Below are 17164 nucleotides of genomic sequence, written 5' to 3' on the forward strand. Positions count from 1 at the left end.
CTCAATGCGGCAAGGCAACCCCTTGGGTTGCACCTGGATTCGTAGCTTGTCACAACGATCCGACCCGCCTCAAGAGCGGGTCGGATCCCTGTTCATTCTGTACTGGACAAACCCGTATTATGCCGGTGTCCAAACCGCCAATTGGTTGCCGTTGGGATCGGTAAAATGGAAACGGCGCCCACCGGGGAACCCGTATGGTTCACGAACCACCTTGCCGCCGGCGGCTTCAACTGCTTTTTGGGTCGCTTCCAAGTCATCGGCAAACAAAATCACCAGCACGCCGGGATTGCCAGGTGCGACACCTTCCTCACGGTTAAATCCACCCTCGACCCCGGCCCCACTAAAACTGAGGTAATCCGGGCCCCATTCTTGAAAGGTCCAGCCGAAGGCCTGCTGGTAGAAGGCCATGGTTTGCTCGCGTGCGACAAGCGGAAACTCAATGTAATTGATGCTGTTATTCACATTTTTCATGGTGTGATCCCTCGGATTCGAAGTAAATTGGCCAAAACCATGCTCGTTCAAACTTTGTTGCGCTGTGAGGGTACCATGACCGATGTTTCACCACGTGCCTTAATTCAAAATTGGGTCGACCTTTTCAACCAAGGCGACGCCGACGGACTCGCCGCTTTGTACGCGAAGGACGCGGTCAATTTCCAAGTCTGCCTCGCGCCCATTGAGGGACGCGAAAACATTCGCGCGATGTTCGCGGGGGAATTCGCCAAAGCCGAAATGACCTGCATCGTCGAACAAATCCTAGCCGACGGCGATTGGGGCGCACTCGAATGGCGCGACCCGCTCGGCCTGCGCGGTTGCGGTTTTTTCCAAATCAAAAACGGGCTGATCCAATACCAACGCGGGTATTGGGATCAGCTTAGCTTTTTGCGGCAGCAAGGTTTGCCCCTGCCGACCGAGTAACCGATACCTTGAATTGCTCACAAGGTCTGCTGCGAAGCCTTGTAAGCAATTCGGGTTAGGGCCGGTTTTTACCTTTGGGTTTACGCGGTTGGCGTCGGTCCAAGGAACGTTTACCTCGACCCGGCGGTCGCGCACCGTCCATGCGGGGCCGCCCCTGCCGCGGCGGCGGACCACCCTCGTAACGGCTAATACGCAAGGCCTGGCCCGCGACATTCACCTTTTTGAGGTGACGCAACACATCGCGCGGCATCTGCTCGGGAAGGTCCACCGTGCTGAAGTCGTTAAAAATATCGATGTTGCCGATGTAGGCGCTGTCCAAGCCGATTTCGTTGGCAATGGCGCCGACGATTTGGCCCGGCTTTACGCCGTGCGCGTGACCGACCATGATTTTGTAACGGGCCATGCCCACTTCCGGTCCACGCGAACGACGCCCGCGCGGGCCACGCCCCTCTCGGGGCGGGGGTAAATCAGGCAGATCGAAGCGGGCGGCGGCGCGATCTGCTTCCAACAAGAGCGGCCGGTCACCGTGAACCATGTGCGCCAGCGCCGCGGCCACATCGAGCAAGGATATCTCGGCAGGTTTTTGTACCTCGTCGGCTTCCCCGAGATCCGGGTCGGCGAATTCGCCCTCCCTCGTTTCAGCATCCTCCGCGTCACCTTCGTGCGCCTCGGTTTCTTCAAGGTCGGGTTCAACCGGGGCTGTCGCTTTGCGGTTGTTCTCTTCGACAAACTTGGTCAATATCTCGCGCAACTGATCCAGATCTGCATCCGCGAGGGTTTCGGCAATTTTATCGGTGAATCTTTCGACGCGTTTGTCGTTAACCGCCTCGGTGGTCGGCATTTTCATACGGTCGATTTGTTTGCGGGTGGCGCGTTCAATCGCGCGCAGCAGATGGCGCTCGCGTGGCGAAACAAAAAGGATCGCCTCACCCTTCCGGCCCGCGCGACCGGTGCGGCCGATGCGGTGGACGTAGGCCTCGGTGTCGTGGGGAATATCGTAGTTGATCACGTGACTGATGCGGTCGACGTCCAAACCACGCGCGGCCACATCGGTGGCCACAACAATGTCCAATTGACCCGATTTGAGCCGTTCCACGCGGCGCTCCCGCTCTTTTTGGGGGATATCGCCGTTGAGAGCCGAGGCCGCAAAACCACGCGCCTGAAGCTTTTCAGCGATTTCGGTGGCCGCCGTTTTGGTACGCACAAACACCATCATTCCGTCGAAAGTTTCCACCTCGAGAATCCGCGTCAACGCGTCCAATTTATGCAGGCCGCTCACCACCCAGTAACGCTGGCGAATGGTTTCCGCCGTCGCGGTTTTCACCTTGATGGTAATTTCTTCCGGGTCTTTGAGGTGTTTGGTGGCAATGGTGCGAATCTCGCGCGGCATGGTCGCGGAGAATAGGGCGATTTGGCGCGTTTCCGGCGTTTGTTCAAGGATCCAGGTGACATCGTCGATGAAACCCATGCGCAGCATTTCGTCCGCTTCATCCAGTACCAAACTACTGAGGCGCGAAACATCCAAGGTGCCGCGACGCATGTGGTCCATCACCCGACCCGGTGTACCGACCACCACGTGGACACCACGTTTTAAGTGGCGCAATTGGCCTTCATAGGCCTGCCCGCCGTAAATGGGCAATACCTGAAAACCTTTCATGTTAATCGCGTAGCGGTGAAAAGCTTCCGCCACCTGAATGGCCAGCTCGCGTGTCGGCGCCAGCACCAGAACCTGGGGATACTTGGCGCTGAGGTCGAGGTTCGACAGAACCGGCAACGCGAAAGCCGCCGTTTTGCCTGTCCCGGTTTGCGCTTGGCCGATTACATCTTTTCCGGCCGTCACGTAGGGAATAATTTTCGCTTGAATGGGTGAGGGCGTTTCATACCCAACCGCATCCAATGCCTTTAATAATTGTGTGTCCAGTCCTAGGTCGGCAAAAGTAACGGCTTTCTCTTGTTGTTCGTTCATCGATTGTCCTGATTCCAAAAGCGGTCTCCGTGCAAAGGCAAGAGCATAACACAGCGGGGAACCCCGAGGAAGAGCGGAGACGAAGTCGCCTCAAACGGGTTATCTATCACGGTTCCCTCGAGGTCTGCCTCACCTTTCCCTCTTTTTCATAAAGTTTGCGATTCAGGTGGATGCCGTCACGCGGGTTATACCCGGGGACATTTCCCCGAAGCCGGCGCGCGGGCCGCCAACCATCGCTCACTTTAGGTTTAATCGTTCTCCAGTTTTTGGTTCATGAAAAACAACACCTCGTCGAGGCGTGCTTCCAAAGCTCCCGTGGTTTTGATGCGGGTCAGTTGGGCGCGATCTTCGGGGCGAACCGTTTTGGCCAGTTCGATCAGTTCAGCGGGCGTTTGCGCCCCCACCATCCCGTCCAAGGTTAATAAAAAAAGGCCGAGGTGAAAGTCGGCCAGAGGACCCAGAAAGCCCTCTTTACCGGAAAAGTGCATCAGGTCTAACACGAATTGGCGTTTGATTTGCGCGCGCAGCAACTGGTTTTGCGCGGCGGGTGTGGTGCCAAACCAGTCGCCGTCGCCGAAGGTACGCACCGTTTCGCCGAAACAGGTGTCCAGCAAGGGATACCAAGGGCTACACAAGGAGGGTCGCGTGGTTAAGAAAATGAACTCGGTTCGCCGTTTGTTGCCGTAAGCGCAATCGTCTAGGTAGGCGCGCGGGAAGAAGCTGCCGCCCTGGAAGCGGAACTGGTCGTGGCGCAAGCGCCGGTTGAGGTCGTTGAGGTAATCGTAATTAAGATCGTCCACCGCCCAAAAAGAAAGACCGCAGGGCGGCAGGTTCAATGAGCGGCAGAACTTGCGCAGGTTATAACGCCGTATGGCACGCACCCGACCGCTTTCCGTAAGGCTCTGGCAGAGCGTGGTGACATGAATCATCACCCCTCCCCTTGCGGCTGCATTTCGCACAGATGAAGGCCGAGGCGAATGCTGTTACGCGAGCAGTTTTGCCAATCCTCGCGACGAAAGGCGCCTTCTTGCTCACGCAACGCCTGCCATTCTTCCGGGATGGTCAGCAATGCCGGCTGAAAACGGGCGGGCATCAGGGCGACCAATTCTTCGTAGGTTTCCAAGCGGAAGTAGCCACAGGCCAGGTTAACCACGCGCCAAAAAGCCGCTTCGAAGTAACGGACTTGGCTCAGGTGACGAAATTCGCTGGACACAAAAAACTGACAAAAGGTAAACACCTCATCCAGCACATGTTGCCATTCCAGATCTTGCTGGTATTGGAGCCATTTGGGCAGTTCCGTTTCCTGGGTCTCGGGATCTTCCAGCAACTTGGCCACCAGTAATTTGTTGGCCAAATGGTCTTTTTCGTTTTCCAGCAGGAACAGTTGCAGCACAAATTGATAGCCGTCATTGAGTGGCGCCAACCAATCGTCGTGGCCGATGTGCCCGCTACAGCGGTAGCCTTGCCCGGTGAAACGCTTGCACAGGTCGTCCAAGGTTTGCCGCAAACCGAGCAGGTTGGCGGCGGGGCACGCGGCATCCAAGGCAATGACAAAACGCAGGACTTTGAACTGGGTATCACCCACGTCCACGCCGCGATCCATCGCCCAAAAATAGGTGAGCCATTGCGCAAAACAACGCTCACATTCGGACGCCATGGCGCGATTGATCTCTTCGACCATCTTTTCCAGGTAAAAACGTTCCATGAACGATGCCGCCTGCATGGTTGCTGAATTGGGTTAAACCTAAGAGGCGCTGAAGCGCGGGATTTTCGCTAAAGATCTGGAGCGAAATGGCATGGAAAAAGCGAACCGGGGTCGCGCCCGACGCGCACCCACCGGTGCGGTGAGTAATTTTACAGGCCGTTGTAGCCCAGAGGTTTAGCGAAAATCACCGGAATCGCGCTTCTTAGGTTAAAGGGTTGGATCCCCCTCAGATTACCCAAAAGCCGGTTGTCGAACAAGCACTTTCAAGTATTTGACTTAGCCCTTTGCGTCGCGCAGAATCGAAGGGTTTATCCATCCCCGTCCCCTTCAGGAGGTTGCGGTGGTCGACCGTTACGCCAACATGGAAGCTTTTGTCCATGTGGCTGAACTCAACAGCTTTTCAGCCGCCGCGCGCCGACTCGGTCTCTCCAAATCGGTCGTCAGCAAACGCGTCGATCAACTCGAAACCCATCTGGGCGTGCAACTTTTGCGGCGCACCACGCGCGTCGTCCACACGACCGAAGCCGGCCGCCGCTACCATCTGTTCTGCCGCGACATCTTGGATCAAATCGCCGCCGCCGACAACGCCCTCAAACGCGAGGACGACGAACCCGAGGGCCACCTGCGCATCAGTTGCCCCACCGCGCTTGGCAGCCGCATCATCGGCCCTATTGCCTGCGATTACCAGGAACGCTACCCCCGCGTACGCCTCTCGCTGTTGCTCCTCGACCGCAACCCCAACCCCATTGAGGAAGGGTTCGACATCAGCATTTGGGACCAACCCGGCGCGCGCGGCAACCTCGCCCACCGCCGCCTGGCCCCCCTCAACCGCGTTCTGGTCGCGGCCCCCGATTACCTGGCCAAATTTGAACCGATTACCCACCCCAACCAGTTGTACGCCCACCAAACCATTCATTACCAATACCTGGGCGAAGGCCGCGACTGGCGCCTGGAGCACCCCCGCCACGGCCGCAGCTTGGCCCGCATCCAGCCGAGCTTCGTGACCAACAACGGCATGCTGATGCGCGACGTGGCACTGGCCGGGAAAGGCATCGCCATTTTGCCGATGTTCCTGATCGAACGCGAGTTAGCCACCCAGAAGCTGGCGGTGGTACTTCCGGATTGGCGTCCCCCGGCCTACCACATCCTGGCCCTCTACGCGGCAGGCCGGCAAACCGCGACCAAAACCCGCTGCTTCCTCGAAATGTTACAAGGCGCCTTCCAAACCCAAGGCGCCGCGGCGCTTACTTCACCGCGACAAAAAAGTTAACCGGCCGCTTGGTCAGCAGGCCGAGTGGCCCAGCGCAAATAAGTTAAGGACCCAGGACACCACCCAAAAACTTTGGCTCGCATCCATACCGCGTAAGAATACCGGCCTTGAAACGTTCACGAAAAGCGTGGATCTTCTCTATCCGGTAATGAACTCCCGATGTTGTCAAACCAACTTCCGACGCAACTTTTTTCAGCGAGTACCCCTCTAAAAATCGTAACAAAAAAATATCATGTCCCTTGGGATCTTCTTGTTCAAGCTCGGTCAAGAAATCTTTGAGAATCGCAAGGTATTGATGCCGCAGCCGCGGCCTACTTAAAGAGAGCAACAAATGATCCTCAACTTCATTCCGTTTACAGATAAATCGTTCCAAAGGCGGTAGTTGTTGATCGTTCAATTCCTGATAGCGATATAATTCATCAACCTGAAACAAAACATAGATCAAGAAACGAATCTTACGAACAAGAGAAAGATCATCGGATAACATTCGACCCGAGAGACAAGCCATAAAAGTTTTCCTAAACACCACGCTGGGTGGGGAATGTTGGCGACCTTCACGGAAGGTAATGAGCCAGTTGAGTATTTCAGGCACATCGTGTGGGTGATTCGCTAAAATTTGGGAAAACACAGCAACCGCCTCCTTAATCCATGCGAAATTCGCTGAGTGAAACCGTTGGTTTACAACGTCTTAAAGCATCAACTGCAACATCACGAAGTTTGATTTTCGCCAATCCAAGAAAACGTTCGAACGAAGTATCGTGGTGCCGCCCTCGTAGCACCGCCCCGTTTAAGCTAAGGAAAGCATCATTAATCAATCCTTCCGCACAACCTTGCACATCTTCTTGGGGAAAGTAGCGACGCGCAAGATATTTGGCCGTCGGCAAAAGCAAAGGCACCATTCGTTCATAAATCTCGTAAAAGGATTCAGGGGTAACACGACCAGCGGATAACTCAGGGTTATTTTCAATAAGGATTGCTGAATCTTCTCTCTTCACAATCAACCTCCAATTGGCCCTCAATATCAAACCGAGTGATGCTTTTATTTTTTCAGATTTTTTTTTGATTTTGTTTTAAACTTTTCGTACTTCCCTGATGAATAGGTCCAAAGTTCCTCGATTAACCTGAGTCATTTCGGCTAAAGATCTAGTGCGAATGTGCTTAGAAATGTTAGCCGAGATCGCAAGTCCTGACCCGTTCGATCTCACGACATACTCCGTAGACCTTTTGAATCTTTTGGTTTTCCCACGGCCATCCTATTCCATCCGGCTTTTTGAAAAAGCGCCTGCACCCAACCGCAAACCTCCTCCATTCACAAAGGAGCGCTTCATGGCGAAACACGATCTAGCACTGCTGGTCGAAGAGAGGGAACAGCAGAAACCTTACACCCTCACCTTCCGTGTTCTCGATCCAGACAGTCCCCATGAAATGCTCGAAGCAATGCAAACCTACCATGAAAAGCCGCACGCTTTTTTCACCAACTACTTGGCCGAACTTCAAGACATCGCACGGGCCGGTTACCAAACTAAAAACCAGAGCCAACCTATCCGTGATCAACAAAAAGCCTACTTAGAAGCGGTGACTGCTGATCGAGGTCGGCAGCTTTTTAAAGAGCTGTTACCACCTAGCTTAGCAAGCTTCTTCTGGGAAAACCGGGATTCGATTGAACATTTAAATATCATCTCCGACGAAACCTGGATTCCATGGGAATTGTTGCGCCTTTTTGGTCCTGTGGACGAGGGTTATGAAGACGGTCCCTTTTTCTGTGAAGCATTTGCCCTGGCACGCTGGCAAAAAGGAAAGAATCAGCCGGTCGAGACGTTTTCCTTAAAAAGACCTGTGCTCATCAGCCCAGATGATTGCCTAAATTACCAAGAAGTGGTGACTGAAACCCTTCAATCTCTCAATCCCAACACCATCCAACTTCGCGACCTCGACTACCGCGCATTGATCAAGTTATTTTCGGGTGGGGAGCATGATCTAATATACCTCGCCGGTCACGCAACTTTTAATCAATCGAACCCTGGCGCTTCAGGCTTCTGCCTCAAAGCGAACCTTAACCTGACACCCGGCTCTCTATCCGGTCCCTGCCAAAACTTAGGAAAAAACAGACCCTTCATTATCATGAACGCATGTGCATCGGCCCGCACCGGCGATGCATTGGCGGGCACCGCCGGTTGGGTCGCGAGTTACCTAGACGCCGGGGCGGGTGCGTTCCTCGGTTGTCATTGGAACATAGCCGAAAGCAGTGCCTCTGAATTTATGGTTCACCTCTTCGAGCACTGGGCCGCGGGTCAAAGCCTAGCCCAAGCGGTTCGTGCAGCGCGGCGACACATTCGAGATATCGATCCGACCACATGGCTGGCTTTTACCTTATTCGGCAAGGCACAGGCCGAAATGCAACGAAAGCAACCAACCACCGAGGCAGAGACCACTCATTCAAGGCAGCCAACCGCCAAACCCAGGATGAAACCACGACAGTACAAACAGGCGACAAGAGCACTTACCTACTCGCGAACCGGCATCTTTTTAGGTGTTCTCGGACTGTTCATACTCGGTGTTTCCTTGCCACCAGTCGGATCTATCAACCTTTCTACCGAAACGCCGGATTACAAAGGTCCAGAACCATTGTTACCTACCACCACTCCGCCGAAGGATCAAGCATCCGGCGCCCAGGAATCAAAAGACACCAACAGACACGTAGACCAGGATACGGGTTCTCAATCGTCACAACGCCCCACCTTGGAAACCAACCGAGAAGCTCCGAAACCTACCTGGTCCGTAACCTTTTTACTTCCAAAACACATGTACTACCCTTCGGTGCTGATTAACGGTCAAAAGGCCGTAATCATCCAACACCTGGGGATGCATACAAAAATCCAGCTTCCCGGAGCGGCCGGTTCCTATCACGTGCTTCTAAAAAAAGAAGACATAACTTGCTCGGGCACCTATTCAATCTCTTCAGATGATCAACTACTAATCCCTTGTGATTGAGGTTATAGAACATGTTGCTTATACTCCTGGAAATGACCTTTTTTGGATGGCAAACAAGCCATGAACCTGATCCTTCTGTCCCAGTCCTTTATGTAAAAGATTTTACGGCACCGATCAACCCAGAACTAGAGGTATATACGTATATACTGCGACAAGACTTTGAAGCTTCGCTAAGCGAAGAAAACTGTGTGCGTATCGTTTCCCGAAATGAAATGGATGAGTCTGCAAAAGATCAGCTTAACGAAGCCGAACTTCAGAGGAGGAGTGGCAATCCCAATGTAAAGGCTGAGCCGGCCCTCCAGCCCATTACCCGTGCACAAGGCGTTATTAAAGGAGAAATCACACGCCTTGAAAAGGGTTCCGAATATATCATTTCCGCACGGATTACTTTTTTCAACACCACGCTTCGTTCTATTGCTCAGGAGAAATTTACAATAGAGGCGCTTTATTCAAGTGACGGGCGTAAAGCCTTATTAAAAAAACTCGTTAAACAACTTTGTAAACCTCTTGCTGGAGATCAAAATCGCCTTGAACCAGAAAAGCCTTCCTCTAAACTTAAGGGCCGAATTCGAAAAGCAATTAAACTTCATCATCAAGAAAAATACCAAACCGCGTTAATTGAGTTTACGGATCTTGCCGCGGGTGGAACTATTGAACTTGGCGAGGAAGCATTCAAACTCGTTCGCTCTTACCTGTACAGCTGTTATTTGAACTACGCAGCCCAGTTTCATAAAGGCAAACCAAGCCCATTTTACTGTGACATTATTCAACAAGGCATAGATTTGGGAGAGCCTAGATCCCCAGAAGGACTTGATCGAACGTATGGGCAATTACTCATTCAAAAAGCCGCTTGCTTAGTTAATGAAAAAAAACTCGAAGAAGCGGAGGTTCAACTGCAGATAGCTAAGACATTTTTTAAAAGCATGACAATTGATCCTGAGGTGAACTTCTACATCGAAAGTATCGACAATGCGCGAGCAGAATTAAAGCGGGGCGTTATCTCGCCGGGAGATTGTATTACCAACAGCAGAGGCCTTCAGGGTTGGATTGGAACGGTTCTTGGCCGAGAACTCAACACCCTCACGGTTGAGATTAAATGCGCCAACGATATTTCGAAGCATCCGGCAGGCAGCACTGTTTCCATGAACCTAAACGACGTAGAGAGAACCAAAAGTGTCTCAATGAGTCTGTACCTATGCTCGCTAAGATTCTGCAACTAAATAACTAGCCATGGAACCACATCCAAAGGAGTTCAGTTTTGAAGTGCTTTTTGTGTTTGACATCGTTTCTTTTTGTCCTTCTTACTTTAGCGGGTACCGGTGACAGGCGGCTTAATAAAGGACTAAAGCTAATCGAAAGAAACAAGCTCGCCCGAGCGGAAATCAAAATAAACCAGGCAATTATTGTTCTCAAAAAGAAAAAAAAGCACGACAAGCTAACCATTGCGTATCTGGCACTTGGCGATATAGCAAGATTAAAAAAACAGTTCCCTCAATCATTTGTATACTATGATCTAGCACGTGCATCCGCATCCCCCCAAATCCGCGGCCAGGTAAATGAAAAACTTCGTAAGGTTGAAACGGAGTATTGGAACATCGAAACTGCTTTTGCGGGCAAAAACTGGTCGACTCATCAGAGATTTCTTGAACAAAATCCTGGACTATTAATCGCGGACACGATCCAGAAGCACATCGATTCACAACAACTCCAGGAAATTGTTCAAAAGGACGTACTCGCCGAGTACATCGCTTTTATAAAAGCCTTCCCTAACAATCGTTATAAACACCGTATAAAAGAAAAAGTTTACGATTACTGGCGACAAGGCTTTGATGCAGAAGATCATGCGAGCGCGTACCTTTTTTTCAAGGCCTTCCAAAAACAATTTCCCAACAGTTCATTATGGCATGAGGCGAAAACATGCGCCCTTTATCATCTTGCTCTAGGGACTCAGGAACCGGAGATATTCAAAGCCTTTTATCAAAGGCTTCTCGAATATCCTACGCCGTTCCTTAGCCGCCAGGGCACCGACATACTCCTTCAAACCCTTGGGCAGATTGCCGCTAGGAAAAATGACGCAACGGCGTTCTACCTCCTTTACGAACAGACAGGAAAAACACATTATCGCGACTTGGCCCATAAATATGTCAAAAATGCTGAAGAGGAGGCCCTTTTCATTTTGGAACAACCAGAATTTTTTTTTAAAATGCTACCGCCACAGGCCAAAGCTCTTGAAGGACAGCATTACCGAGCACAGGATCATGTGTCACAGGCCTTTGACCACACCTCTGAAGGTGTAGGCCGGGCCCTGATCGCGGCTTACTCCCCACGCACGATCACCAGTGCTATCCCTGTTTTTGACGTTCCACTCTTCTCAAAATCGAAATTTGGAAGCTATCGGGTTACCATTGAATTTACCCTTCGACTCCGTGCAAAACAAGAAACCTCTGGTGCGTTAAGCAAACTCGCGAAGATGCTCGACCCGGCTAAGGCTCAGGAAATGACGCGAACGTGGTTTGAAAGAAAAACACATATCGCGGAAATCGACCTGTCGCCCGGGGTGGTCACCCCCTACCAGTGCACTTTCGAGGCCATTGATGCTGAAGACAAACAGAGTTTGGCTGGATTAATCAGTTTGGCCACCCTAAGAAAGCCGGTCGCTTTCACCCATCGAGTTGTGGAGGCAACACTTATCTCCTCGCATCTTAAACCAATGACCAATCCCGTGATTACAGATCAGTTTTTCGACAAAACGGTTTCCTTTGATGGGTTTAGCGAAGATGTCTCACGGTTCCGAGATCGAGTTATTGATCGCCTTGAAGAAGGCGTCGAGGAAGGACTCGTCAATATTTTGCTTTACGGTCAACCCGAGGGGCCGGTCCGAAAGCAATAATTTACCTGGGCAAGGAGAAGATCATTACATCCAACACGTCGACTTCAACCGAACCAGTTCTGTTTTGTGAGAGATCGCTTAGTACAGGATGAGGGGCGCCGCGGCGCTTACTTCACCGCGACAAAAAAGTTACCCGGCCGCTTGGTCAGCAGGCCTCGCTCGGATTCTTTGGCCTTTTCCAAGGCGTCATTCACCGAATCTTCTTTTTCGGCCGTCTCCATGGCCGAGGATACGTCCATTTCCAACAGGGAAAAAAGGTCGGCCTCGTCCGTCACTTCTTCGCGTAACGACGACAGCAACGCATCGTTGTCCATTGGGATCGCGGCCAGGTAAATGCCCCCGCGTTTCGGTTTCTCTTTCCCCTTGAGAACCCGGTACTTAAACACGCCCATCTGGCCGTTGCCGCGATAGAGCCGGAAATTTTCTTTGAGGAAATAAAACAACTGCGCGCGGTCGTCCTTGCTCAGGCGCAGTTCCTCCTGAAATTGGCCGTCGACAATGAGCACCCGCTTGAATTGAACCTTGACAACGGGACGCCCCTCGCGATCCTCCATCCATTTATCCATCCAAAAAACATAGGGCCGCACTTCTTTAGCGATGGGACCCGCTTTCACCGTAACTTGATCCTGGGCGGCCAGGAACGGAACGAACAAGAGCGCAAGCAACACCAAATACCATCGGGAAAACATAAACCACCTCCCAGAACCGAAAAGAAGGGAAAAGCCGACGGCAGCAAAGGTTTGGATAAAACCGCACAGGAACCGCAAACCTAAGTGACCGGGCAAATTCTCCGCCGCTCAAGCAAAAACACGACATACCAGACAGCGAAGGCCCAATCAAAACCATACCGCTCTCAAGAAAAGACGCATCTCTGCAAGAAACACTGAATAACCCATCGACGCTGCAGGAAATTAAGTTAAAAATTGGCTTCACGCCCTATTCTAGGCCGGCAAAACACAATCCAAGGCGGCCCCAAACCTGGCAACCCATCGCGGTGATGCTACACTGCTCTGTCCGCCAATTACGCCTTAGGATGAACCCATGAATCAAGACGCCCTCCAACGAATGATCCAATACAATCCAGACATCGTCACCTTTCGAGATCCTCGCGAGGGCGTCCCCGATACCTGGATTCAAAAAGCAGAACAAGCCATCGGCATCGAATTATCCAGGTCCTATAAGTGGTGGCTGAAAAACTACGGCAGTGGTCGTGTCGGCAAAGAACCCATTTACAGCATCAACGATCCTGAGGCGGACCCGACAAAGAGCGTCGATATCCTGAGCATGTTTCACCTCTACAAACTTCCCAACCGAAGAATTCCTATTTGTCACAGCGATGTTGAGGGCGTGTTCAGCCTGGCCCCGGACGAAGTCACGGCACCAGGCGAATACGCGGTGTACTCAGAAGCGTTAAAAGGCGTCTATGCGCTTACCTTCTCGGATTTTTTAGAAAAAAGAATCAAAGCCTACCTGGTCCACGATCGCTAAACCGAGACACGCTTTTCCAAAGGCGCATAAGGGAACCTGTCCCCCCTCACCTATTCGGTCATGGCTTGGCCGGAATCCGTGAGTTCTTGGTACCTGGGGGCTTGTTTCATGGAAAATGCGAGCGGCGTGTTGACGGTTCCCAATTTCATGAGGTCGACAAAGCGGATGTCTAGGTTGTCGTAGTCGCGGAAATAATAGCGACGCCGTCCCAAATCACTCACCGAGACCCATTGGGTGTAGTCCAGTTCATCGGGGTGTTCGGTTGAAACAGCCGCGCCGATAGGAATATTGATGTTGGCAATGATATTCCACGCGAGGTTAACCGCGCCGTCGTGATCCGTGGGGTAGTGATCGCCGCCAAAACGTGCCGCCGCCTGGGAAAGCGCCACCGCCCTAAACCACCCTCCTAATACTCAGGGATGGCAAACCTCACTCCGGCGAAGGAAAACCACCGTCCACCTTGATTTTCCAGGATCCGTCCGGTTGTTTCTTGAGGATCAGCAGAAAAAGGCCACTGTAACTCCATGGTTTGGCATCATCTTCTTTGCGACGCAAGGTGTAGCTAAAGCGGCCCCGCGCATAAGCCGTGCCGCCGTCGATGTCGAGCCGGTCGGTAAAAATGGCGCCGCGCACGAGGTCCACCTGGCTAAGATTTTGCGCGCGGGTGTGGCGAATGGCGTCAATGCCGAACAGCGGTTTTTGACCGGGAAAGTAGACCTCGGCATCCCGCGCGTACAACGCCATGTGTGCATCCAGGTCACCGGCTTTTAAGGTAGCCAAAAAGGCTTTGTTGACCGCCCGAATACGGGCTTCATCATCCTGTACCGACGGCGATTGAGCCCAGGCAAACACGCCCACCAAACAGATTGCGAACCATAACCCTTTGACGTTGCTCATCATTTCCCCGCTCCTCGCCTGCCTTGTGGTTCCGCCCCATCCTACGTGGTGAGACGGCAAAGGTCGAATCATTCTGTAAAAAATCCGTAAGAAGTCCTCTAGAGGCTGCTCTTAGCGTGCGAGGCGGCGGTCACGACGAAACTCCTTGAAACGAATCAGACCGTCCCTCTTGGTGACACCTTTCCGGTCGACTATACGACTAAGGGCAGCCCTGCTGCCCTTCTTTTTTTGCGCCAACCGTGCGGGAACCCTCACATTTTGCGATTGTTACGCCCGCCCCATCATTTTTTCCCAACTTTCCCCTTGATTTGCCGCGACGGTCCACTGTATTTTGAAAAGGACTTTATTGCGAAGGATGATTAGAAACATCATGTTATCCCATCGTGAAATGAACGCCATTGAGCTGCAGGCCGGTTGTTGTTGTCGCAACCTCTGTTGTTGCTGTTGTTGTAGCTGTTAGGCATTCCAGTAGTTCATTTCACCGTTTCCGGCCCACCGGATAACATCCCAAGTACATTCGTTTCTTCCCTTCCCCCGAAACACCAACCGTTCCCCCTTTGGAGGATTTGTGATGCTGGAGCATTCCCCCACCGTTCGGACTTTGGTTCCCCCCATCCCCCCCGTGACCGTTAACCCCGATGAAGTTTGGGTCTTTGGTTACGGCTCAATTATATGGCGCCCCGATTTTGCCTTCACCGAACAGCGCGTCGGATTTGTTCGGGGCTGGAAACGCCGCTTTTACCAAGGCTCCACCGACCACCGCGGCGTGCCCGGCAAACCTGGCCGCGTCGCGACCTTGCTACCCGAAAAAGATACCCACTGCTGGGGCGTCGCGTTCCGGCTCGACAAACAAGAAGCGCAGAAAGTCATCGCGGCCTTGGATAAACGCGAGCAAACCGGCTACGAGCGTTATTGGGAGCCGTTCCAGTGCCGCGACGGCCGCATCATCAACGTGTTGGTGTACGTGGCCGCATCAGACAATCCCCACTACCTCGGCCCCGACAGTGTTGCCGGGATGGCCACCCAGATTGCCACCTCACACGGCTTCAGCGGTCCCAACACGGAATATTTGCTGCGGCTAGCCGAAAGCTTGCGCCACATGAATCTCCACGACGACCATGTCTTTGATTTGGAACGGGCGGTGCGCAATCTGCTGTCTGTCGAACACGTGGCTTAAACCTAAGAGGCGCGATAAGAGCCAGGGATTTTGGCTAAAGATCTGGAGCGAAATGGCTTGAAAAAAGCGGACCGGGGTCGCGCACGATGCGCACCCACTGGGTGCGGTGCGTATTTTTTCAGGCCGTTGCAGCCCAGAGGTTTAGCTAAAATCCCCGCGTCAGCGCTTCTTTAGGTTAAACCGAGGTACTCATCTCCAGGTTATAGGCCGTCGCCGCCTCCTTCATGGTGGTTGGCAACTGCTGCAGCGCGGGATGATCGCCCGCGTGGCGAAAGGCGTGTAGCCAGGCGATGCGCGAGCCCTCAATAAGGAAGATGCCGGGCATCATCCAGGGATCACCGATCACCTTTCCCGGTCGAAACCCTTTACTGATGGCGCGTATACCGGAGGCCCACACGCGCGCGCCGAACATTTGCGAGAAGGAACCGCGCTTGAGGTGGAACCCTTTGTAAAAGGTGGTCGACAGATCGGCAATAGCCCGAGCAGTCGGCCATTTTTTTTGGAAAAACTGTTCTCCCTGTTCGGTAGTGCCTTGATAGAAAATGATGACCGGCGGAAAATCACTTCTTTGTTCCGTGGTCAGACGCAATTCATCGACCAACTGGCGACAAAAAACACAGCCCAAATGCCGTAAAAAAACCGCGTAGGTGGGTTCCGCGCCAAGTTCATCGGCAAAGGTGGGACCTTTGATGTTAATCCCCGCAACGGGATGGCGAAGAACTTCCTCAGGAATGGTGCCGGCACATTTACTGTAGTCCATAAGCAACTCCATCGAACACGGGGCGGTTTTGGTGCATTCATTATATAAAAGGCGGAGGAGTGTCCATCATCCCATCCAGCGGCCGATGATTCAACCCCAACCCTTCGGCTTTGTTTTCATTTCACGAACAATACGTTCCTTCTTCGCTGTATTGTCTCCTCAAGCCCACGAGTGTAGTTTAAAGCCATCAACACGGGGCGGCCGAAACCGCCCACCAGGGAGGAACACATGATTACCGTTCGCAAAGCTGAAGACCGCGGTCCCAGCAAACTCAACTGGCTCGACTCCAAACACACGTTTTCCTTCGCGGGTTACTTCGACCCCAACCACATGGGTTTTGAATCGCTGCGGGTCATCAACGACGACCGCGTCACGCCGGGCGCCGGTTTCGGCACCCATCCGCACAACAACATGGAAATCATCACCTATGTTCTCTACGGCGCCTTGGAGCACAAGGACAGCATGGGCAACGGTTCGATAATTCGTCCGGGAGACATCCAACGCATGAGTGCCGGAACCGGGGTGTTGCACAGCGAATACAACCACAGCAAAACCAAGGGTGTGCACTTCCTGCAGATTTGGATTTTGCCGGAGAAAAACGGCATTCAGCCCTCCTACGACCAAAAGTTTTTTGGCGAAGAAAGCAAACGCGGCCGGTTGGCCTTGCTGGCCTCCCGCGAGGCACGCGGCGAATCCATCGCACTGAACCAAGACGCCGACCTGTACGCGGGATTGTTCGACGGCGAGGAGCAGGCAACCCACAAATTCGCGCCTGGCCGTTCCGGCTGGTTACACGTGGCGCGCGGCGAGGTCACGCTCAACGACGGCATGCACCTCAAAGCCGGCGACGGTGTCGCCATTCGCAACGAAACCAGCATCAACCTGAGCCAAGGCAAAAACGCCGAAGTTTTGCTTTTTGATCTCGCTTAACAAAGATCACCTACCAAAAAAGGCCTCGCATCCGTGCGAGGCCTTTTTTGGTTTACCGACTTGCTTGGACATGGAAAACAAACGGCCAAAAAATCGTACTTCGCAACCTTACTCAAAGGAACATCTGCCGATTGCTCCGCCGTCACAAACAACCCTGGCGCACATGGCAACGTTC

18 protein-coding genes are annotated in these 17164 nt (G+C 52.7%); 8 read left to right on the top strand and 10 right to left on the bottom strand.

What is annotated here, in order from left to right:
• Positions 1 to 117 precede the first annotated feature (117 nt).
• The gene (locus J3U88_RS25465; protein WP_207861825.1) at positions 118 to 471 is read right to left on the bottom strand and encodes a VOC family protein; all 354 of its coding nucleotides are present in this window, start codon (positions 469 to 471) and stop codon (positions 118 to 120) included.
• A 75-nt stretch (positions 472 to 546) separates the two neighbouring features.
• Between J3U88_RS25465 and J3U88_RS25470 the strand changes: the two genes are divergently transcribed.
• A complete protein-coding gene (locus J3U88_RS25470; protein WP_207861826.1) occupies positions 547 to 915 on the top strand; it encodes a nuclear transport factor 2 family protein in 369 nt (122 codons plus the stop codon).
• 55 nt (positions 916 to 970) lie between these two features.
• Here the strand turns inward: J3U88_RS25470 and J3U88_RS25475 are convergent, their stop codons facing one another.
• The 3 genes from J3U88_RS25475 to J3U88_RS25485 form a co-directional block, all read right to left on the bottom strand.
• A complete protein-coding gene (locus J3U88_RS25475) occupies positions 971 to 2881 on the bottom strand; it encodes a DEAD/DEAH box helicase (protein WP_207861827.1) in 1911 nt (636 codons plus the stop codon).
• A 248-nt stretch (positions 2882 to 3129) separates the two neighbouring features.
• Positions 3130 to 3810, bottom strand: a complete 681-nt coding sequence (locus J3U88_RS25480; protein WP_207861828.1) for a hypothetical protein — start codon at positions 3808 to 3810, stop codon at positions 3130 to 3132.
• Positions 3810 to 4586, bottom strand: coding sequence for a hypothetical protein (locus J3U88_RS25485; protein WP_207861829.1), 777 nt, complete (start codon positions 4584 to 4586; stop codon positions 3810 to 3812). Before J3U88_RS25485 ends, J3U88_RS25480 begins: the two co-directional genes overlap by 1 nt.
• A gap of 340 nt (positions 4587 to 4926) precedes the next feature.
• Here J3U88_RS25485 and J3U88_RS25490 point away from each other — a divergent pair, with 340 nt between their 5' ends.
• The gene (locus J3U88_RS25490; protein ID WP_207861830.1) at positions 4927 to 5856 is read left to right on the top strand and encodes a LysR substrate-binding domain-containing protein; all 930 of its coding nucleotides are present in this window, start codon (positions 4927 to 4929) and stop codon (positions 5854 to 5856) included.
• Positions 5857 to 5899: 43 nt separating this feature from the next.
• On the opposite strand, the gene J3U88_RS25495 is transcribed toward J3U88_RS25490, so the two are convergent.
• Both J3U88_RS25495 and J3U88_RS25500 read right to left on the bottom strand, forming a co-directional pair.
• Positions 5900 to 6484 (bottom strand): sigma-70 family RNA polymerase sigma factor, encoded by a 585-nt coding sequence (locus J3U88_RS25495; RefSeq protein ID WP_207861831.1) that lies wholly within the window; start codon positions 6482 to 6484, stop codon positions 5900 to 5902.
• A gap of 13 nt (positions 6485 to 6497) precedes the next feature.
• Positions 6498 to 6851, bottom strand: a complete 354-nt coding sequence (locus tag J3U88_RS25500) for a hypothetical protein (RefSeq protein ID WP_207861832.1) — start codon at positions 6849 to 6851, stop codon at positions 6498 to 6500.
• A gap of 331 nt (positions 6852 to 7182) precedes the next feature.
• On the opposite strand from J3U88_RS25500, the gene J3U88_RS25505 reads away from it, so the two are divergent.
• From J3U88_RS25505 to J3U88_RS25515, 3 genes are read left to right on the top strand one after another with little or no spacing between them, the layout of a single operon-like run.
• Positions 7183 to 8847, top strand: coding sequence for a CHAT domain-containing protein (locus J3U88_RS25505; protein WP_207861833.1), 1665 nt, complete (start codon positions 7183 to 7185; stop codon positions 8845 to 8847).
• 11 nt (positions 8848 to 8858) lie between these two features.
• Complete coding sequence (locus J3U88_RS25510; RefSeq protein ID WP_207861834.1) at positions 8859 to 10067, top strand: hypothetical protein; 1209 nt, start codon at positions 8859 to 8861, stop codon at positions 10065 to 10067.
• A 38-nt stretch (positions 10068 to 10105) separates the two neighbouring features.
• Positions 10106 to 11737, top strand: a complete 1632-nt coding sequence (locus J3U88_RS25515) for a hypothetical protein (protein WP_207861835.1) — start codon at positions 10106 to 10108, stop codon at positions 11735 to 11737.
• 107 nt (positions 11738 to 11844) lie between these two features.
• On the opposite strand, the gene J3U88_RS25520 is transcribed toward J3U88_RS25515, so the two are convergent.
• Positions 11845 to 12426, bottom strand: a complete 582-nt coding sequence (locus J3U88_RS25520) for a hypothetical protein (RefSeq protein WP_207861836.1) — start codon at positions 12424 to 12426, stop codon at positions 11845 to 11847.
• Positions 12427 to 12778: 352 nt separating this feature from the next.
• On the opposite strand from J3U88_RS25520, the gene J3U88_RS25525 reads away from it, so the two are divergent.
• Positions 12779 to 13225 carry an SMI1/KNR4 family protein gene (locus tag J3U88_RS25525; protein ID WP_207861837.1) on the top strand — a complete coding sequence of 149 codons (447 nt, stop codon included), beginning with the start codon at positions 12779 to 12781 and terminating at the stop codon, positions 13223 to 13225.
• A 50-nt stretch (positions 13226 to 13275) separates the two neighbouring features.
• Here J3U88_RS25525 and J3U88_RS25530 read toward each other — a convergent pair whose 3' ends face one another.
• Both J3U88_RS25530 and J3U88_RS25535 read right to left on the bottom strand, forming a co-directional pair.
• Positions 13276 to 13614 (bottom strand): linear amide C-N hydrolase, encoded by a 339-nt coding sequence (locus tag J3U88_RS25530; protein ID WP_207861838.1) that lies wholly within the window; start codon positions 13612 to 13614, stop codon positions 13276 to 13278.
• Between the two features lie 40 nt (positions 13615 to 13654).
• Positions 13655 to 14125: a YybH family protein gene (locus tag J3U88_RS25535; protein ID WP_207861839.1), complete on the bottom strand. Its 471-nt coding sequence runs from the start codon at positions 14123 to 14125 to the stop codon at positions 13655 to 13657.
• 568 nt (positions 14126 to 14693) lie between these two features.
• Here J3U88_RS25535 and J3U88_RS25540 point away from each other — a divergent pair.
• Complete coding sequence (locus J3U88_RS25540; protein WP_207861840.1) at positions 14694 to 15299, top strand: gamma-glutamylcyclotransferase; 606 nt, start codon at positions 14694 to 14696, stop codon at positions 15297 to 15299.
• Positions 15300 to 15474: 175 nt separating this feature from the next.
• On the opposite strand, the gene J3U88_RS25545 is transcribed toward J3U88_RS25540, so the two are convergent.
• Positions 15475 to 16059: a SelL-related redox protein gene (locus tag J3U88_RS25545; protein WP_207861841.1), complete on the bottom strand. Its 585-nt coding sequence runs from the start codon at positions 16057 to 16059 to the stop codon at positions 15475 to 15477.
• A 228-nt stretch (positions 16060 to 16287) separates the two neighbouring features.
• Between J3U88_RS25545 and J3U88_RS25550 the strand changes: the two genes are divergently transcribed.
• On the top strand, positions 16288 to 16989 hold the full coding sequence (locus J3U88_RS25550) for a pirin family protein (RefSeq protein WP_207861842.1): 702 nt from the start codon (positions 16288 to 16290) through the stop codon (positions 16987 to 16989).
• Positions 16990 to 17164 lie beyond the last annotated feature (175 nt).

It is taken from the genome of Acanthopleuribacter pedis, assembly GCF_017377855.1.
GTDB lineage: Bacteria > Acidobacteriota > Holophagae > Acanthopleuribacterales > Acanthopleuribacteraceae > Acanthopleuribacter > Acanthopleuribacter pedis.